General features: G+C 61.7%; 16 protein-coding genes. 8 read left to right on the top strand and 8 right to left on the bottom strand.

Annotated features, from left to right (window positions below; all coding sequences use genetic code 11):
- Positions 1–33: 33 nt before the first annotated feature.
- The 3 genes from AC0IYH_RS00765 to AC0IYH_RS00755 form a co-directional block, all read right to left on the bottom strand.
- On the bottom strand, positions 34–1110 hold the full coding sequence (locus tag AC0IYH_RS00765; protein ID WP_471832690.1) for a DUF1176 domain-containing protein: 1077 nt from the start codon (positions 1108–1110) through the stop codon (positions 34–36).
- A gap of 53 nt (positions 1111–1163) precedes the next feature.
- Positions 1164–2303, bottom strand: a complete 1140-nt coding sequence (locus AC0IYH_RS00760; protein WP_471832689.1) for a glycerate kinase — start codon at positions 2301–2303, stop codon at positions 1164–1166.
- 97 nt (positions 2304–2400) lie between these two features.
- Complete coding sequence (locus AC0IYH_RS00755; RefSeq protein WP_116627917.1) at positions 2401–3501, bottom strand: sugar diacid recognition domain-containing protein; 1101 nt, start codon at positions 3499–3501, stop codon at positions 2401–2403.
- 161 nt (positions 3502–3662) lie between these two features.
- On the opposite strand from AC0IYH_RS00755, the gene AC0IYH_RS00750 reads away from it, so the two are divergent.
- Positions 3663–4973, top strand: coding sequence for an MFS transporter (locus tag AC0IYH_RS00750; protein WP_116627916.1), 1311 nt, complete (start codon positions 3663–3665; stop codon positions 4971–4973).
- Positions 4974–5026: 53 nt separating this feature from the next.
- Here the strand turns inward: AC0IYH_RS00750 and AC0IYH_RS00745 are convergent, their stop codons facing one another.
- Positions 5027–5731, bottom strand: coding sequence for an SDR family oxidoreductase (locus AC0IYH_RS00745; RefSeq protein ID WP_471832688.1), 705 nt, complete (start codon positions 5729–5731; stop codon positions 5027–5029).
- A 100-nt stretch (positions 5732–5831) separates the two neighbouring features.
- Here AC0IYH_RS00745 and AC0IYH_RS00740 point away from each other — a divergent pair, with 100 nt between their 5' ends.
- The 3 genes from AC0IYH_RS00740 to rarD all read left to right on the top strand — a co-directional run bounded on the left by AC0IYH_RS00740 (position 5832) and on the right by rarD (position 8841).
- Positions 5832–6734 carry a LysR family transcriptional regulator gene (locus AC0IYH_RS00740; protein WP_116627914.1) on the top strand — a complete coding sequence of 301 codons (903 nt, stop codon included), beginning with the start codon at positions 5832–5834 and terminating at the stop codon, positions 6732–6734.
- Between the two features lie 81 nt (positions 6735–6815).
- Complete coding sequence (locus AC0IYH_RS00735) at positions 6816–7826, top strand: aldo/keto reductase (protein WP_471832687.1); 1011 nt, start codon at positions 6816–6818, stop codon at positions 7824–7826.
- A 133-nt stretch (positions 7827–7959) separates the two neighbouring features.
- Positions 7960–8841 (top strand): EamA family transporter RarD, encoded by an 882-nt coding sequence (gene rarD, locus AC0IYH_RS00730; RefSeq protein ID WP_116627912.1) that lies wholly within the window; start codon positions 7960–7962, stop codon positions 8839–8841.
- Positions 8842–8886: 45 nt separating this feature from the next.
- Here rarD and hppD read toward each other — a convergent pair whose 3' ends face one another.
- Positions 8887–9963, bottom strand: coding sequence for a 4-hydroxyphenylpyruvate dioxygenase (hppD, locus tag AC0IYH_RS00725; RefSeq protein ID WP_116627911.1), 1077 nt, complete (start codon positions 9961–9963; stop codon positions 8887–8889).
- Between the two features lie 245 nt (positions 9964–10208).
- Positions 10209–11120 (bottom strand): DMT family transporter, encoded by a 912-nt coding sequence (locus AC0IYH_RS00720; protein ID WP_471832686.1) that lies wholly within the window; start codon positions 11118–11120, stop codon positions 10209–10211.
- A gap of 77 nt (positions 11121–11197) precedes the next feature.
- On the opposite strand from AC0IYH_RS00720, the gene AC0IYH_RS00715 reads away from it, so the two are divergent.
- From AC0IYH_RS00715 to AC0IYH_RS00705, 3 genes are all read left to right on the top strand, one after another.
- Complete coding sequence (locus tag AC0IYH_RS00715) at positions 11198–12109, top strand: LysR family transcriptional regulator (RefSeq protein ID WP_116627909.1); 912 nt, start codon at positions 11198–11200, stop codon at positions 12107–12109.
- A gap of 27 nt (positions 12110–12136) precedes the next feature.
- Complete coding sequence (locus AC0IYH_RS00710) at positions 12137–13678, top strand: EAL domain-containing protein (RefSeq protein WP_122772118.1); 1542 nt, start codon at positions 12137–12139, stop codon at positions 13676–13678.
- Between the two features lie 200 nt (positions 13679–13878).
- Entirely contained in the window at positions 13879–14244 is a 366-nt protein-coding gene (locus AC0IYH_RS00705) for a histone-like nucleoid-structuring protein, MvaT/MvaU family (RefSeq protein WP_116627907.1), read from the top strand.
- A 110-nt stretch (positions 14245–14354) separates the two neighbouring features.
- Here the strand turns inward: AC0IYH_RS00705 and AC0IYH_RS00700 are convergent, their stop codons facing one another.
- Positions 14355–14891, bottom strand: coding sequence for a DUF4946 domain-containing protein (locus tag AC0IYH_RS00700; protein WP_122772117.1), 537 nt, complete (start codon positions 14889–14891; stop codon positions 14355–14357).
- Between the two features lie 159 nt (positions 14892–15050).
- Here AC0IYH_RS00700 and gloA point away from each other — a divergent pair, with 159 nt between their 5' ends.
- Positions 15051–15572, top strand: a complete 522-nt coding sequence (gloA, locus tag AC0IYH_RS00695; RefSeq protein WP_471832685.1) for a lactoylglutathione lyase — start codon at positions 15051–15053, stop codon at positions 15570–15572.
- Positions 15573–15634: 62 nt separating this feature from the next.
- Here gloA and ahpF read toward each other — a convergent pair whose 3' ends face one another.
- Positions 15635–17200 carry an alkyl hydroperoxide reductase subunit F gene (gene ahpF / locus AC0IYH_RS00690; RefSeq protein WP_122772115.1) on the bottom strand — a complete coding sequence of 522 codons (1566 nt, stop codon included), beginning with the start codon at positions 17198–17200 and terminating at the stop codon, positions 15635–15637.
- Positions 17201–17225 lie beyond the last annotated feature (25 nt).

Genomic DNA, 17225 nt, shown 5'->3' with positions numbered 1-17225 from the left:
CCGCCCAGTGTAGGGGCCGTGCCTGCACGCTGGCTAGGGTGCAGGCACGCTGGCCCACAACGCCGGCCAGTCGCCGTAAGCGACGCCGGTGCAGCGCGGCATCATGTGAAATTCGCTGAGCTGGAAACCTTTGCCGTCGAACACCCAGACGCCACCGCCACCGCAATCACCGATCCCGCGCTGCTTGTAGAAATAACTCAAGGTGCCGGTGGCGGCGTCGTAGCCCACCGAGCCTTGCAGCGCGGCGCCGTCCAACGGCAGCGGCTCAATGTCGATCGGGGTTTGGGCATAGGGCGCCTGGCGCTGACGGCTGACCACGTCGTACTCACAGTTGTAGGCCGCGCAGTCATAACGCACCACGGTCATGGCCTGCTGCGCGGTCAGCGCGCCGGCTTCAGCTTCGGGCTCGGCGCCGGTACCGTTATCCTCCTGAGTGATGGTGCCAAGGGCGGCCGCGACCAGGCCCGCCTGTTCTTGCGCCGTCAATGCCGGCGCACCCGGGAACTTACCCAACACCGGTGCCGGCAAGCGTGCAGGCACGGCACTGGCCGCGACCTTACCTGGCCGGGCCAGTGCGGTGACGTTATCCACCCGCCCCTGCACCGCATCCATCAACAGCAGCGAGGCACTCAGCCCGCTCAGCGACACATGCGCGTCCTTGTCGCCCGGCAGTTGCAGGCGCTCGCCGTTGCGCAGGCGCTGCAACCAGCGCCGAGCCGCCGCGTCTTCGATCACACCGAAGGACTGCACCTCGGGATCGCCGCCCTGGTCGTCCAACTCGACGTGCAGGTCCTGGGTCAGTGCTTGACCCAGGGGCTGGCTATCCAACTGCAAGGTGGCAAGGTCCAGCGCCTCACCGCGATGATCAAAGCGCAAGCGCAGGTACCCTTGCGGCCCGGCCTGGTGCCAGATATGCAGGGTCAGCGAGCTGTAGTCTTCTTCATCGACGCCACTGGGCGCGCTGAGGGCGTGGCAATTTCGCAGGTTGTCGCAGCCGATGACCCACTGCTTGATTTCCCGCAGCAGCGGCACGCTTTCGGCGGGGGGTTGAGCGAAGGCTTGGGCGCTGATGCCGGTCAGCATCAAGGCCAAGAAGGCGGGGCGCAGCATGGGGACTCTCCGTGTCGAAAAGGCGCGGATTGTCCCATGTTCAGGGCTGTGCGTCAGCGCCCCGCAGCCGTGCGCCACAGCCGTGCGATATCCGCCGCGCGCTCGCGCAACAGGCGCGGTGCCTCGCTGCAGGCCTGCTCCAGGCTCATCGGGCCGCAGGGCAAGGCGAAGGCGGCGTCCACGCCATGGGCGTACATCTGCGCATACCCTTCGCCCAAGGTGCCGGCGATGACGATCACCGGCACGCCGTGTTGTTGAGCGATACGCGCCACGCCAAACGGGGTTTTGCCGCGCAGGGTCTGGGCGTCGAAGCGGCCCTCGCCGGTGATCACCAGGTCGGCGCCGCGCACGGCGGCGTCCAGCCCGACCAGTTCGGCAACCACCTCCACACCGGCGCGAAATTGCGCGCCGAGGAACGCCTTGGCAGCAAAGCCCAGGCCGCCAGCGGCACCGCTGCCGGGCTCGTCGCGCACGTCCTTGGGCATCACCTTGGCGCAGTGGTCGGCAAAATGGCCGAGGGCGGCGTCCAGCTGCTGCACCTGCTCGGGATTCGCACCCTTTTGCGGGCCGAAAATCGCCGAGGCACCGTGGGGGCCGCACAGCGGGTTGTTCACGTCGGCGGCGATTTCAAAGCGTACCTGGGCCAGGCGCGGGTCCAGGTGCTCGAGATCGATACGTGCCAGGCGCGCCAGGGCCAGGCCGCCGGGTGCCAGGGCGTGGTCCTGGGCGTCGAACAGTTGCACGCCGAGGGCTTGCATCGCACCGGCGCCGCCGTCATTGGTAGCGCTGCCGCCAATCGCCAGGATGATGCGCTCGGCGCCCAGGTCCAGCGCGGCGCGGATCAGTTCGCCAGTGCCAAAGGTGGTGCTGGAGCAGGCGTCGCGCTGGCCCGGCGCGACCAGTTGCAGGCCGCTGGCCTCGGCCATTTCGATGAGGGCGGTGCGGCTCTCGGCCAACCAGCCCCAATGCGCGTCAACGTTACCGCCCAGAGGGCCCTGAACGGTTTGGCTGCGCAACTCGCCATTGCACGCCGCCAATACCGATTCCACCGTGCCTTCACCACCATCCGCCATTGGGCACAGGACCAGCTGCGCGTCAGGCCACACCTGCGTCAAGCCTTCGGCAATGGCCTGGGCCACGCCTTCGGCACTCAGGCTGTCCTTGAACGAGTCGGGGGCGATGATGATTTTCATGGGCTTTCTCCGGTTTTTATGACGCCCATGCTGCCAGTTGGCACCGGCAATGACGCCGGTCCGATGCACAAGTGCGGGTGAGCTTTGTTGTTCATTTCTACAAAGGCTGCGGCAGCAGTTGCACACCCAGGTACAACGCGAGCATGCCGTCCAGAGTCAGCGGGTCGACGCCGCTGAGTTCGGCGATGCGTTCCATGCGGTAGCGCAGGCTGTTGCGGTGGATGCCCAGAGCGTCGGCGCAGGCCTGACTTTGCCCATCGTGTTCGCACCAACTGCGCAGCGTCGCCAACAGTTGGCCGTTGTTGTCCTTGGCCAGCACCTTGCGCAAGGGGTTGAGCAGTTCGTCGAGGGCATCGTCGTTGCGGTGGCGCCAGAGCATCACCGGCAGGCGGTAGCGGTTGAGGGTCAACAACTGCGACTGCGGCAGCACATCGCGACCGTAGGCCAGCAAGTCGCCGACGCGACGGTAACAACGGCGCAGACCGGCCAGGCCATCGGCCTGCCCGCCCACGGCCACGCGCAGGACGGTCCAGCCGAGGCCTTGGAGTTTTTCCAGCAGGCGCGGGTTGTCCACTGGCGTGGCGGCCGGTCGGCACCACAGCAGCGAAAACTGCGCCGAGCTGACACACCAGCTGTCCGGGTAGCGCGAGGTAAGCCAGGTGCTCAAGGCCTCGGCCGATTGCCCCACGCCCAGCTCGAACAAGTACGGCGTGCGCGCCAGCTGCGGCTTGAGCCCCAGTTGCTGCGCTTCGTCGACCAGGCGTGGAGAGTCACCGCTGTCGGCCAGTAACAGGGCCAGCAAGTCGTCGCAGCGCTGGCGCCGCCATTGTTGCTCGACCTGCTGATGGCGATGGCTGACCAGCATCTCGGCGGTCATGCGCACCAGCTCGGCGTAGGTGCGCAGGCCTTCCGGCTCGCCGGTGATGCCCAGCACGCCGATCAGGCGCTGATCGTGCATCAGCGGCAGGTTGATACCCGGTTGCACGCCCTTGAGGTGCTTGGCGGTCTGCCCGTCGATTTCGACCACGCGCCCATTCGCCAGCACCAGTTGCGCGCCTTCGTGGCGGGTGTTGATGCGCTCCGGCTCGCCGCTGCCGAGGATCAGGCCCTGGCTGTCCATGACATTGACGTTATAGGGCAGGATCGCCATGGTGCGATTGACGATATCCTGCGCCAGGTCATGATCCAGCTCGAACATGGGGCTAAGTTCCTTAAACGGTGTGGTTGTTCACAGGCACAGCGCAAAGCCTGCTTCGCTGTGCGCGAGCACAAAGACAGCAACCCGCTGGGTGGCCGAGACTCTTTGGGCGATCAACGTTAACCTCGCATCGCAAAAAATCATAATAAAGAGAGACTCCCATGTCACAGAGCGCCGCTGCCACACTGGCCACCGATGACGATAAAAACGCCATCTACAAGCGCATCACCCTGCGCCTGATCCCCTTCATCTTTATCTGCTATCTGTTCAACTACCTCGACCGGGTAAACGTTGGCTTTGCCAAGTTGCAGATGCTCGATGCATTGAAATTCAGCGAAACCGTCTATGGCCTCGGTGCCGGGATCTTCTTTATCGGCTACGTGCTGTGCGGCGTGCCGAGCAACCTGGCGCTGACCAAGTTCGGTCCACGGCGCTGGATTGCGTTGATGATGATCGTGTGGGGCACCCTGTCCACCTGCCTGCTGTTCGTCACCACGCCGACGCATTTCTATACCCTGCGCCTGTTTACCGGTGCCGCCGAAGCCGGTTTCTTCCCCGGTGTGGTGCTGTACCTCTCGCAGTGGTTCCCCACGTTCCGCCGTGGGCGGATCATGGCGCTGTTCATGTCGGCGATCCCGGTATCGGGCTTGCTCGGCAGCCCGTTTTCCGGCTGGATCCTCAACCACTTCGCCGCCGGCCAGGGCGGCTTGGCCGGCTGGCAGTGGATGTTCCTGTTGCAGGGCATCCCGACCGTGATTCTCGGCGCCCTCGCCTACTTTCTGCTCAGCGACAGCTTTGCCCACGCCAAGTGGCTCAAGCCCCACGAACGCGCGGTGCTGGAAGCCGACCAGGCCACGGACCTGGCCAACAAGCCGAAAACCACCACTGACTCGCTGGCGGAAGTCTTCAAGAACCCGGCGATCTGGGCATTCGGCTTGATCTACTTCTGCATCCAGAGCGGCGTGTACGCGATCAACTTCTGGCTGCCGTCGATCATCAAGAACCTGGGGTTCAGCGATAACCTGGTGATTGGCTGGCTCAGTGCAATCCCCTACCTGCTGGCGGCGGTGTTCATGCTGCTGGTGGGCCGCTCGGCAGACTTGCGCAAAGAGCGCCGCTGGCACTTGGTGGTGCCGATGCTAATGGGCGCCATCGGCCTGGTGATCGCGGTGAACTTCGCCACCACGCCGGCCATCGCCATCCTCGGCCTGACCATCGCCACCATGGGCGCCCTCACCGGCCTGCCGATGTTCTGGCCAGTGCCGACTGCCATGCTCAGTGCCGGTGCGGCGGCGGGTGGTTTGGCGTTGATCAACTCCATGGGGCAAATGGCGGGGTTCCTCAGCCCGTATATTGTCGGGTTTGTGAAGGATGCTACGGGGTCTACGGATATTGCTTTGTACCTGCTGGCAGCCGTGATCGTCGCCGGTAGCGTGCTGGCGCTGCGGATGACGCGTACCCTCAAGGCTTAACGCGATCAATAATGTGGGAGGGGGCTTGCCCCCTCCCACATTTTGCTCTGTGTTTACAGCAGGCCGCCGCCGTCGATGTCGATAACGGCGCCGGTCATGAAGCCATTTTCCATGGCCAGCACGTACCCCGCCGCCACCTCCTCTGCCTGGCCTACCCGGCCAACAGGCAACGCGGCACCGGCCTTGGCAAACATCGCCAGCCGCTGTTCCTGCGCAAGCCCCGCATACGCCGGCGTATCAATCACCCCCGGGCTGATCACATTGACCCGACGCGGCGCCAGCTCCTTGGCCAACTGCTTGCCGAGTGCCTCTGTGGCGGCGTTGATGCCGGTCTTGATGAACTGTCCCGGCGCCAATTTGCGCCCCAGTTGCCCCGAAGTCAGGCTGATGCTGCCGTGCTCATCGAGAAACGGCAGCGCCAGCTGAATCGCCCGTAGCGATCCCCAGAGTTTTACATTGAAGTTTTCCTGGGCCTCATCCAGATCGGTTTCCACCAGCGGCTTGGCGCGCACCGATGGGCCGGAGGTGTAGACCAGGTGGTCAAAGCGCCCCACGGCCTCGAACAGGCGTTGCACGGAAGCGGCGTCGGTGACATCCACCGGTTCGCTGCGCAGGCCGTTTTCGCTGCCCGAGGTCAAACGTCGCCCGGCCAGTACCACCTGTGCGCCACGGGCGACTGCGGCCTTGGCCACGGCGGCGCCGATACCGCTGCTGCCGCCAATGACGACGACGGTTTTACCGTTGAGGGAAGAGTTCATGGGAAAGGTCCTGGGTCAGAAAGTGAGCGTTCATCTTCCCAGCTTGGCAATCGGCGAAAAATCCCGGTAAAACGACAAGATCTTTAAAGGATTTTTACAAATGAGCTCAATCCTCGACCTTGAAGTCTTCGTACGCACGGCCGATACGGGCAGCCTATCGGCGGCGGCCCGCAGCCTAAGCCTGACACCGGCGGCGGCGAGTATCGCCCTCAAACGCCTGGAAACTCGGCTGGGCATGCGCCTGCTGGCGCGCTCGACCCGCAGCATGCGCTTGACCGAAGAAGGTCGGCGCTACCTGGATAGCGTGCGCGTGGCGCTGGAAGCGCTGTCCGAAGGCGAACAAGCGATCAAGCAGCAAGGCCAGAGCCTCAGCGGCTTGTTGCAACTGGCGGCGCCCTCGGATTTTGGGCGTAATGTGCTACTGGGCTGGTTGGACGAGTTCAAGCGCGAACACCCGAATATCCGTCTGCAATTATTGCTCAACGACAGCAATGCCGATTTGTTCCGCGACACTGTCGACATCGCCCTGCGGTTTGGCGTGCCCCAGGACTCCAGCCTGGTGGCGCTGCCGGTGGTGCCCGGTCACCATCGTATTCCCTGCGCCAGCCCGGACTACCTGGCCCGCCACGGGACACCGCGTGCGCCTGCCGATCTGGCCCGGCACAGTACGCTGCGCTATATGCGCCGGGGCCGGGCCAACAGCACGTGGTATTTTCGCCAGGGCGCAGTGCTGCAGGAGGTTGAGGTTACAGGCGACTACCTCAGCGACGACGGTGAAATCGTGCGGCGCTGGGCCCTGGCCGGCCACGGCATCGCCTACAAGGCCAACCTTGATATTGCCCGCGATATCAAGGCCGGACGGCTGGTGCCGCTGTTGCCTGAATGGCAAGGCGAACCCACGCCATTCAACCTGATGTGCCCGCACCGCCTGCAAGTGTCGGAACGCGTGAAGGTGCTGCATCGATTTTTACAGGAGCGCTGTCAGGCTTTGCTGTCTGCATGAAGAAACACCCCCAGGGCTTGTTCCAGAGCCCTTGAGTCTGGTATTGCATAGCTCACCTTTCCCTGCCGCAAGGAGCTTTGCATGATTTACCGCACATTGGGCCAGTCCGGGTTGAAGGTCAGCGCCTTGACCCTGGGCACCATGATGTTTGGCGAACAGACCAACACCGAAGACTCGCTGCGCATCATCGACAAGGCCTGGGACCAGGGCATCAATTTTATCGACACGGCGGACGTCTACACCGGCGGGCGCTCCGAAGAAATCGTCGGCGAGGCCATTGCCCGCCATCGTGAGGACTGGGTGCTGGCGACCAAAGTCGCGATTGGCCCCACCGACGGCCTGCCCAACCGCAGTGGCTTGAGCCGCAAGCGTATTTTCAATGCGCTGGAGGCCAGCCTGACGCGACTGGACACCGATTACCTCGACATCTATTACCTGCACCGCGAAGACCACAACACCCCGCTGGAAGTCACCGTATCGGCCATCGGCGACCTGATTCGCCAGGGCAAGATCCGCTACTGGGGCCTGTCCAACTACCGTGGCTGGCGCATCGCCGAGGTGATCCGCGTGGCCGAGCAACTGGGCGTGGACAAGCCGGTGATCAGCCAGCCGCTGTACAACATCGTCAACCGCCAGGCCGAGAGCGAGCAGATCACCGCCGCAGCGGCCTACGGCCTCGGTGTAGTGCCTTACAGCCCGTTGGCGCGCGGCGTGCTCAGCGGCAAATATGCCCCGGATGTCACCCCCGAAGCCGGCAGCCGCGCGGCGCGCCAGGACAAGCGCATCCTGGAAACCGAATGGCGCATGGAGTCGCTGCGCATCGCCCAGCAGATCCAGCAATACACCCAGGGGCGTGGCGTGGGGATCGTCGAATTTGCGATTGCCTGGGTGCTCAACAACTCGGCCGTCAGCTCGGCCATCGTGGGCCCGCGTACCGAGGCGCAGTGGGACGCCTATACCGGCGCGCTGGACATGAAGATCACGGCGCAGGATGAGGCGTTTATCGATTCGTTGGTGACGCCGGGGCATTCGTCGACGCCGGGGTTCAATGATGTGGGCCACTTTGTCTCGGGTCGGATCGCACGCCCGTAGGCAAACGAACCCGCGCAAATCAGCCAGGCGCGAAAATTTCCCGCAATACGCCCCAAAACAGAGCAGCCGTTTCGCGCCGCAGGCACCATAATGCACGCTTCTATGTGTACAACTCGGTTTGCGAGAGGACAGCGTGTCTAAAGGTGTTGTGTTATCGGTCTCGGCCTCGGTGTTGTTTGCCGTGATGTATTACTTCACATCGCTGCTCACGCCCTTGAGCGGCCTGGAAATTTTCGGCTGGCGCATGTTGCTCACCGTGCCGTGCATGACCGTGTTCATGCTGGTCAGCGGCGAATGGCGGCGGGTGTGGGATTTATTGCGGGTACTGGCGGCCAAGCCTCGGTTGATTGGCGGCGTGGTGGTGTCTTCGGCGTTGCTGGGCGTGCAGTTGTGGCTGTTCATGTGGGCGCCGCTGAACGGGCGCAGCCTCGATGTGTCGGTGGGCTACTTCCTGTTGCCGCTGACCATGGTGCTGACCGGGCGCCTGGTGTGGGGCGAGCAGTTGTCCTACCTGCAAAAGATCGCAGTATTCTTCGCCGGCCTCGGGGTGCTCAACGAGTTGTACCAGGCTGGCGGGTTTTCGTGGGCCACGCTGGTAGTGATCATCGGTTACCCGCTGTACTTCATCGTGCGCAAACACCTCAAGACCGACAACCTGGGCGGGCTCTGGCTGGATATGGCGCTGATGCTGCCGGTGGCCTGGTGGTTTGTGCAAAGCGGTGAGCAGGGTTTTGCGGTGATGGATGCCTACCCGAAACTGTATGCATTGATCCCCATACTCGGCCTGATCAGTGCCTCGGCTCTGGTGAGCTATATCATCGCCAGCCGCTTGCTCGCGTTCAGCCTGTTCGGCCTGCTCAGTTACGTCGAGCCGGTGCTGTTGCTGGTGGTGGCATTGTTGCTGGGTGAAGGGATCAAGTCGGGTGAGTGGCTGACCTACATTCCGATCTGGATCGCGGTGATGGTGCTGGTATTCGAAGGGTTCAAGCACTTGGTGCGCCAGCGTAAAGCCTGAATCGCAGGCAATAAAAAGCCCTGGCATGCCAGGGCTTTTTTATACTCAGTCGGCGGTCAATACACCGCGTCGCACTTGGTCGCGTTCGATGGATTCGAACAGCGCCTTGAAGTTGCCCTCGCCAAAGCCATCGTCGCCCTTGCGCTGGATGAACTCGAAGAACACCGGGCCCATCAGGGTTTCCGAGAAGATCTGCAGCAGCAGGCGCTTGTCGCCTTCGATCGAGGAACCGTCCAGCAGAATACCGCGTGCCTGCAACTGGTCGACCGGCTCGCCGTGGTTCGGCAAGCGGCCTTCGAGCATTTCATAGTAGGTATCCGGCGGCGCGGTCATGAAGCGCATGCCGATTTTTTTCAGCGCGTCCCAGGTTTTCACCAGGTCCTCGGTGAGGAACGCCACGTGCTGGATGCCCTCGCCGTTGAACTGCATCAGGAATTCTTCGATCTGCCCTGCGCCCTTGGACGACTCTTCGTTCAGCGGGATGCGAATCATGCCGTCCGGGGCGCTCATGGCCTTGGACGTGAGGCCGGTGTATTCGCCCTTGATATCGAAGTAGCGCGCTTCACGGAAGTTGAACAGCTTCTCGTAGAAGTTGGCCCAGTAGGCCATGCGCCCGCGATACACGTTGTGGGTCAGGTGGTCGATGACCTTGAGGCCGGCGCCGACCGGGTTGCGCTCCACGCCTTCGAGGTACACGAAGTCGATGTCATACAGCGAGCTGCCTTCACCGAAACGGTCGATCAGGTACAGCGGCGCACCGCCGATGCCCTTGATGGCGGGCAGGTTCAGTTCCATCGGGCCGGTTTCGATATGGATCGGCTGGGCACCGAGTTCCAGCGCGCGGCTGTAGGCTTTTTGCGAGTCCTTGACGCGAAACGCCATGCCGCACACCGACGGGCCGTGCTCGGCGGCAAAGTAGGAGGCCAGGCTGTCGGGCTCGTTGTTGAGGATCAGGTTGATCTCGCCCTGGCGGTACAGGTGCACGTTCTTGGAACGGTGGGTCGCAACTTTGGTGAAGCCCATGATCTCGAAGATCGGCTCCAGGGTTCCCGGAGTCGGCGATGCGAATTCGATAAATTCAAAGCCCATCAGGCCCATTGGGTTTTCGTATTGGTCGGCCATTTCGGCACCTCATCATTCTTGTGGGTAGCAATCCGTTAGTTGCAAGCAAGGATGAGGGTGCAGGGTGGCGCGCAGGAGAGCCCTCGCACGCTGCGGGCGAGGAAGTCACCAAAGATGAGGGGGGAGCCGAGTAGCTTCATGGTGTCATCAGTCTCTGACGGCCGAGGCTTGCGTGAGCGCAAGTCCATATTCTTGTATGCGTAAATCGATTCTACACAGCGTAACCGTGTTTGTCCGTACTCTTATCAAATCCCCATTGCCCTGGCCGGTGCAAGGGGTTTGTTGCACAGGTAGATGCCCAGCAGGATAACCACCCCGCCCGCCAGCATCGGCACACTGATCTGCTCGCCCAGCAGCAGCGCGCCGCAGATCACGGCGGTCAGCGGGTTGAGCGCGATAAACACGCCGGACCGCGTGGCGCCGATACGCCGGATGCCATCGTAGTAGCCGATGTACGCCAGGGCCGAGCCCAGAATGCCCAGGTAGGCCAGGCTCAACAGCTGGGGCCAATGCAGGTTGCCCAGGCCTTCTACGCTAAGGTTTCCGGTGGCCAGCGTGGTGACGGTGAGCATCAGTGTTCCCAGCAGCACCGACCAGGTGACCGTCTGCAACGGCCCGAGGCTGTGATTGAGCCCGCGGGCGCACAGCGAGTAAACGCCCCACCCCGCTACACAGCCGAGGATCAGCAAGTCGCCGACCCAGGCATCGGCGCCTGCCTGCAGCAGCTGCGGGTTACGGCTGACAATCACCGCCGCAGCGCCCACCAGGCACAGCGCAATCCCCATCAGCTTGATACGGCTCAGGCGCTCCTTGTAAAACAACCAGCTCGCCAAGCCGATGACCGCCGGGTTCAGCGCCACAATCAACGAAGCCCGCGACGCATTGATGTACTGCAACCCATAGAAGAAACACAGGTTGTAGAAAAAAATCCCGAACAACCCCAGCACTGCCAGTTGCACCAGTTGCCCAGGGGTTGGGCGTGCCAGGCGAATCCGCGCAAATGCCATGAACAGCAGCAATGCCAGGCTGGCCAGGACAAACCGCAGGCTGGCGATCAGCAGCGGGTTCTGATCCGCCAGAAAGCGCCCGGCGACAAAGGTGCCGCCCCAAATCATGGTGACGGCGGCGAGTTTGCAGTAGGTCAGGCGGTCGCTCATGGTTAATGGCTCAGGGTTGGCGAGAATTGGCGTATTCTTCGGCTAATGATCGATCATCGTAAAATGAGCTATCACTCATGACCCTGACGCAATTGGAAATTTTCTCCCTGGTGGCCGAGTTGCAGGGCTTTACCAGCGCGGCCCACCGCTTGGGCATCAGCCAGTCGGCGGTGTCCCACGCCATCAAGGCTCTGGAACAGGAGCTTGGCGTGGAATTGTTTCGGCGCCATCAGAGCCTGGTGGAACCGAGTGATATTGGCCTGCAATTGCTCGGGCGCGCCCGTGCCATGCTGGGCCTGGCCAACACCTTGCAGCAGGAAGCCGCCGACGCCCAAGGTATGAAACGCGGCACCCTGCGCATCGGCTCATTCGGGCCTACCGCCTCGATTCGCCTGCTGCCCGCCATTCTCGCTCGGTTCCGCGCAGCCCACCCCGGGATCGAGGTGCACGTCGACGAAGGCCCCGACCGGCATGTGCTGCAGTGGCTGGATGAGCGGCGCATCGACGTGGGCTTTGTGGTGCTGGACCAGGAGCGTTTCGACACCGTTGCGTTGTTCGAGGACCAGATGATGGCGTTGCTGCCGGCTGACCACCCACTGGCCTTGCGAGACACGCTCACCCTGCGGGACCTGTGTGACGATCCGTTTATCCTCACCGAAGCGGGCTCTTCCGAGCTGGTCACGCGCCTGTTCAACGCCGCACAGTTGCGGCCCAAAGTGCGTTACCGCTGCGCCCAGTTGCTCAGTACCCTGGAGGCCGTCAGCCGCGGGGACGGGCTGAGCATCGTCGCAGAGGCATCGTTGCCACAGGCGCACGACCCGCGCTATGTGAAACGGCCACTGGCGCCGCGCGTACCACGGCGGATCGGCCTGGCCGTGCTTGATCGCCGCCAGGCCTCACCGGCCACGCTGGCATTCATCGAGATTGCGCAGGGCCTGGGTCTGGCGAGCTTATTTGAGCCGGTCCGTCTATCATCGGCGCATCCCTAGCCCCTTACGCAACAGGCCTTCACCTCCATGCCCCTCACCGTCAAAGGCCCGCGAAAACCCCTCACCCGCCATTCGATCAGTGTGCTGTGCGGCCTGCTACCGGTTTTTCTGGGGCTGGTCATCCTGCATTGGCAGGCTGAACGCAGCCTGGAGCAGAGCACTGCGCGAACCGCCGAAGAAGCCGTGCGTCAATTCGACCTGATGCTCGACAACACCGCCCTCGCCGCCCAGGCCTTGCTGCCGCTGGCAGGGCAGCCTTGCGACAACGGCGCGCAATTGGCGTTGCGCGAGCAGGTCACGCGCCGGCCGTTTGTGCGCGCCACCACGTTGTCGTGGCAGAAAAACATCTATTGCAGTTCATTGTTCGGCGGCAATTACGAGTCGCGGGTAAACCCCGAAGACTATGTGGACGGCAAACTGTGGTTGATGAACGGCAACCCGGTGACGCCGGATACCGCGCTGCTGGTGTACCGCCTGGTTGATGGCGACAAAGCCGCATTTGCCTCCATTGACGGCTACCACCTGACCAACGCGCTGCGCTTGATCAGCCGTTATGCGCAGTTGGTGCTGCAGGTCGGCCCCAACTGGCTCGGTGCCGATGGCAAGGTGCAAAACAGCGCGCTACCGGTGTTTGCCGTGGCCCCGCAGCAGCTGGCGTCGGCGCGCTATCAGTACAGCGTCGAGGTTGGCATGCCGGCCGGCGAAGTGTGGCGTTACATGCAGGCGCGATACCCCGCGCCATTCAGCCTGGTGCTGTTCTTTGGTGTATTGGCCGGTTTGCTCGCGCACTGGCTGCAAAAACGCGTTTCGGCCCCGACCCAGGAGCTGCAACGGGCGCTGGGCGCCAATGAATTCATCCCGTACTTTCAACCGGTGGTGCGCGGCGACACCCGTGAATGGGCCGGCTGCGAAGTGTTGATGCGCTGGCAGCACCCCAAGGAAGGCCTGGTACGGCCGGACCTGTTTATCCCCCTCGCGGAGGATTGCGGCCTGATCGTCCCTATGACCCGTGCCCTGATGCGCCAGACCGCAGCGCAACTGGCCCCGCATGCCGCGCGTTTGTGCCCGGGCTTCCATATCGGGGTGAATATCACCGCCCGCCACTGCGAGGACCTGGCCCTGGTGGAGGATTGCCGTGAGTTCCTCGCCGCCTTTGCGCCTGGGCAGGTCACCCTGGTGCTGGAGTTGACCGAGCGCGAGCTGATCGTGCCCACCGACATTACCCGCCGCCTGTTCGACGCCCTGCATGAACTGGGCGTACTGATTGCCATTGATGACTTCGGTACCGGGCATTCCAGCCTGGGTTACTTGCGCAACTTTAATGTGGACTACTTGAAGATCGACCAGAGTTTTGTCGCCATGATTGGTGCAGATGCACTCTCCGGGCATATTCTGGACAGCATCATAGACTTGTCGGGCAAGCTCGACCTGGGCGTCGTCGCAGAAGGGGTAGAAACAGCGCAGCAGTGCGAATATCTGGCGGCCCGGGGTGTTGATTTCCTACAAGGCTACCTGTTTGGCCGGCCATTGCCCGGGGATGAATTCATTAAATCCCTGGCCGGCCATTGAATAGCCATGGACTAGACGTGTTGAAATAATGTAAGTGAAACAAAAGACGTGATTTACTCGTAGCCGATTAACTACTACAATTTTTTCCTGCCTGTGCAGAACTCGCAGGAAGGCGTCTTTTCTGAGTTGCCTTAACGCTCTTGGCTTACAGCTTTGTTTGCAGTTGATATCAGCCAACAACACTATTTGGAGTACCTATTTTGTCCAGACTCGCCGAATTTCGCGCAGCAGAAAAAGCCCTTCAAGAGCAGCTTGCCCAGCTGGAATCCCTGAAGAATGACGCCGGCCTGAAGAAAGAAATCGAATTCGAAGAAAAGCTCCAAGGGTTGATGAAGACTTACGGCAAAAGCCTGCGTGACATCATCGCCATCCTCGACCCTAGCCTGGGCAAGGCTGGCGCTGCGGCCGCCCCCGCACCAAAACAGCGCCGCGCGCGCGTGGTCAAGGTTTACCAGAACCCGCATACCGGTGAGCTGATCGAAACCAAGGGTGGCAACCACCGCGGCCTCAAAGCCTGGAAGGAACAGCACGGTTCCGACACTGTAGAGTCCTGGCTGCGCAAGTGATCAACCGGTACTAAAAACAGCCCCGCGTATGCGGGGCTTTTTTTATTCAGCGGTTCGGAACCGAACTTAAATAACATTTCATTTTGTTCAAAAGCGCTCGACAGGATGATTTAAAGTTTCAGGCTGTCGCGCACCGAACTGACTTCATCCTTACTCGCTTCGTATGCTTGGGCCTGGCCTGCGTATGAAAAAACATAGGCCTTATCGGTATCAACAGCACCGACCAATGTTTGTGAAAGCACGTGACGACCGTTTTCAGTTATCACGCAAGTAGTTTCCAGCGCTTCAAGGCGACTCAATGTCGCCGGGTGCATCTTGGTGCAGACACTTTGATAACCGCCTTGGGCAAAATCCTTCTGGATGGATTTACGCATTTCCAGCAAAACACCTTGAAGATTAACTTTATGCCCTGCCTCAATCGGCGTGCCGGTCAACTCCATGACCATCAAGGTGGTGCCGTTCTCATCGTTCTTGATAGCCCGTTGGCGCGACACCGACGAGGGTTTCACCGGCGCCTGATCGTCGGGCACCACCTCCTCCACCTGCCAGCCACTGGGCCAATGAATCTCCGGGTCGGCCGCCAGCACAGTGGGGCTGCCCAACAGTAAACATACGGTGCTCAACAGCGACTTACGAAATCCGATCATTGCAGGAAACGCCCAAGGTTCAAGCGACAAAGTTTGAGCCCCGCCACCCGCTCCCGCAAGGCCTGGCCGACCTTTTTCATTTGGCGCCGCCGGGAAGCCTTGCGTATCATGGCCCGGCTACGGATGCTTGCCGCAAGCCCATTTTTTTCTGGAGGGCCCATGAGCCTGCACGAATTGAACACCTTCCCGGGCGTCACCGCCCAACCTGACACCGCCACCTCGAACTTCGTGTTCAACCACACCATGCTGCGGGTCAAGGACATCACCAAGTCGCTGGATTTCTACACCCGCGTCCTGGGGTTTTCGCTGGTTGAAAAACGTGACTTCCCGGAAGCCGAATTCAGCCTGTATTTCCTCGCCCTGGTCGACAAATCCCAGATCCCGGCCGACGCCACCGCGCGTACCCAGTGGATGAAGTCGATCCCGGGGATCCTGGAACTGACCCACAACCACGGCACCGAAAGCGACGCTGACTTCGCCTACCACAACGGCAACACCGACCCGCGTGGCTTTGGCCATATCTGCATTTCGGTGCCGGATATCGTCGCCGCGTGCGAGCGTTTCGAAGCCCTGGGCTGTGACTTCCAGAAGCGCCTGAGCGACGGCCGCATGAAGAGCCTGGCCTTTATCAAAGACCCGGATGCTTATTGGGTCGAGATTATTCAGCCAGCGCCGCTGTAAAAGTCTTACGCAATAAAAAACCCCATGATCACTCATGGGGTTTTTCATTTCCGGGGCCGGGTTTACGCTGGGGCGGAAGTACGGATCAGGTGGTCGAACGCACTCAGGGAGGCCTTGGCGCCCTCGCCTACGGCGATCACGATCTGCTTGTACGGCACGGTTGTGACGTCACCGGCAGCGAATACACCTGGCAGTGAAGTCTCGCCACGCGCATCCACAATGATTTCGCCACGCGGTGTCAGCTCCACGGTGCCTTTGAGCCAGTCGGTGTTAGGCAGCAAACCGATCTGCACAAAGATACCTTCCAGGTCGATGGTCTTGAACTCACCGCTGTCGCGATCCTTGTACGCCAGGCCGGTGACTTTCTGGCCATCACCCTTGACTTCGCTGGTCAGCGCGCTGGTGATCACGTCCACGTTCGGCAGGCTGTAGAGCTTGCGCTGCAACACCGCATCGGCGCGCAACTTGTTGTCGAATTCAAGCAGGGTCACATGGCTGACGATACCGGCCAGGTCGATAGCCGCTTCAACACCCGAGTTACCGCCGCCGATCACCGCTACACGCTTGCCTTTGAACAGCGGGCCGTCGCAGTGCGGGCAGAAGCACACGCCCTTGGCCTTGTATTCCTGCTCGCCCGGCACACCCATTTCACGCCAGCGGGCGCCGGTGGCCAGGATCACGGTCTTGGACTTGAGGCTCGCACCGCTCTCAAAGCGGATTTCGTGCAAGTCGCCGGCATTTTTTGCCGGGATCAGGCTGGTGGCGCGCTGCAGGTTCATGATGTCCACGTCATACTGACGCACGTGGGCTTCCAGGGCGCTGGCCAGTTTCGGGCCTTCGGTTTCCTGTACCGAGATAAAGTTCTCGATGGACATGGTGTCCAGCACTTGCCCGCCAAAACGTTCGGCAGCAACACCGGTGCGGATCCCTTTACGTGCGGCGTAGATGGCTGCGGCAGAACCGGCTGGGCCGCCACCGACCACCAACACGTCAAACGCATCTTTGGCGCTGATTTTTTCAGCGGCTTTTTCGATACCGCTGGTGTCGAGCTTGGCGAGGATTTCTTCCAGGCCCATGCGGCCCTGGCCGAAGTTCACACCGTTGAGGTACACGCTTGGCACGGCCATGATCTGGCGTTCATCGACTTCCGCCTGGAACAGCGCGCCGTCGATGGCGACGTGGCGGATGTTCGGGTTGAGCACGGCCATCAGGTTCAGCGCCTGGACCACGTCCGGGCAGTTCTGGCAGGACAGCGAGAAGTAGGTCTCGAAGCTGAACTCGCCTTTCAGGGCACGGATCTGCTCAATCACTTCGACACTGGCCTTCGACGGGTGGCCACCGACTTGCAGCAGGGCCAGCACCAGCGAAGTGAATTCATGGCCCATAGGGATGCCGGCGAAACGCAGGCTGATATCGGCACCCGGGCGGTTGATGGAGAACGATGGCTTGCGCGCATCATCGCCATCGGTTTTCAGGGTAATCAGCGTGGTGAGGCTGGTTACGTCCTGCAAAAGGGCGAGCATTTCCTGGGATTTCGCGCCGTCGTCGAGGGAGGCAACGATCTCGATCGGCTGGGTGACCCGCTCCAGGTATGACTTCAACTGAGCTTTAAGATTGGCGTCCAACATACGGGCGATTTCCTTTAATTCCGGG

Source organism: Pseudomonas sp. AC463 (assembly GCF_979253585.1).
Note: the sequence above shows the minus strand (reverse complement) of the source record. Positions and strands in the feature narration are given on the sequence as shown.

Coding starts and splice junctions, on each gene's coding strand:
- AC0IYH_RS00750 (WP_116627916.1), top strand. CDS start 3,663: ATGTCACAGAGCGCCGCTGCCACACTGGCCACCGATGACGATAAAAAC.
- AC0IYH_RS00765 (WP_471832690.1), bottom strand. CDS start 1,110: ATGCTGCGCCCCGCCTTCTTGGCCTTGATGCTGACCGGCATCAGCGCC.
- AC0IYH_RS00760 (WP_471832689.1), bottom strand. CDS start 2,303: ATGAAAATCATCATCGCCCCCGACTCGTTCAAGGACAGCCTGAGTGCC.
- gloA (WP_471832685.1), top strand. CDS start 15,051: ATGAGCCTGCACGAATTGAACACCTTCCCGGGCGTCACCGCCCAACCT.
- AC0IYH_RS00720 (WP_471832686.1), bottom strand. CDS start 11,120: ATGAGCGACCGCCTGACCTACTGCAAACTCGCCGCCGTCACCATGATT.
- AC0IYH_RS00735 (WP_471832687.1), top strand. CDS start 6,816: ATGATTTACCGCACATTGGGCCAGTCCGGGTTGAAGGTCAGCGCCTTG.
- AC0IYH_RS00740 (WP_116627914.1), top strand. CDS start 5,832: ATGAGCTCAATCCTCGACCTTGAAGTCTTCGTACGCACGGCCGATACG.
- AC0IYH_RS00745 (WP_471832688.1), bottom strand. CDS start 5,731: ATGAACTCTTCCCTCAACGGTAAAACCGTCGTCGTCATTGGCGGCAGC.
- hppD (WP_116627911.1), bottom strand. CDS start 9,963: ATGGCCGACCAATACGAAAACCCAATGGGCCTGATGGGCTTTGAATTT.
- AC0IYH_RS00755 (WP_116627917.1), bottom strand. CDS start 3,501: ATGTTCGAGCTGGATCATGACCTGGCGCAGGATATCGTCAATCGCACC.
- AC0IYH_RS00700 (WP_122772117.1), bottom strand. CDS start 14,891: ATGATCGGATTTCGTAAGTCGCTGTTGAGCACCGTATGTTTACTGTTG.
- AC0IYH_RS00715 (WP_116627909.1), top strand. CDS start 11,198: ATGACCCTGACGCAATTGGAAATTTTCTCCCTGGTGGCCGAGTTGCAG.
- AC0IYH_RS00710 (WP_122772118.1), top strand. CDS start 12,137: ATGCCCCTCACCGTCAAAGGCCCGCGAAAACCCCTCACCCGCCATTCG.
- ahpF (WP_122772115.1), bottom strand. CDS start 17,200: ATGTTGGACGCCAATCTTAAAGCTCAGTTGAAGTCATACCTGGAGCGG.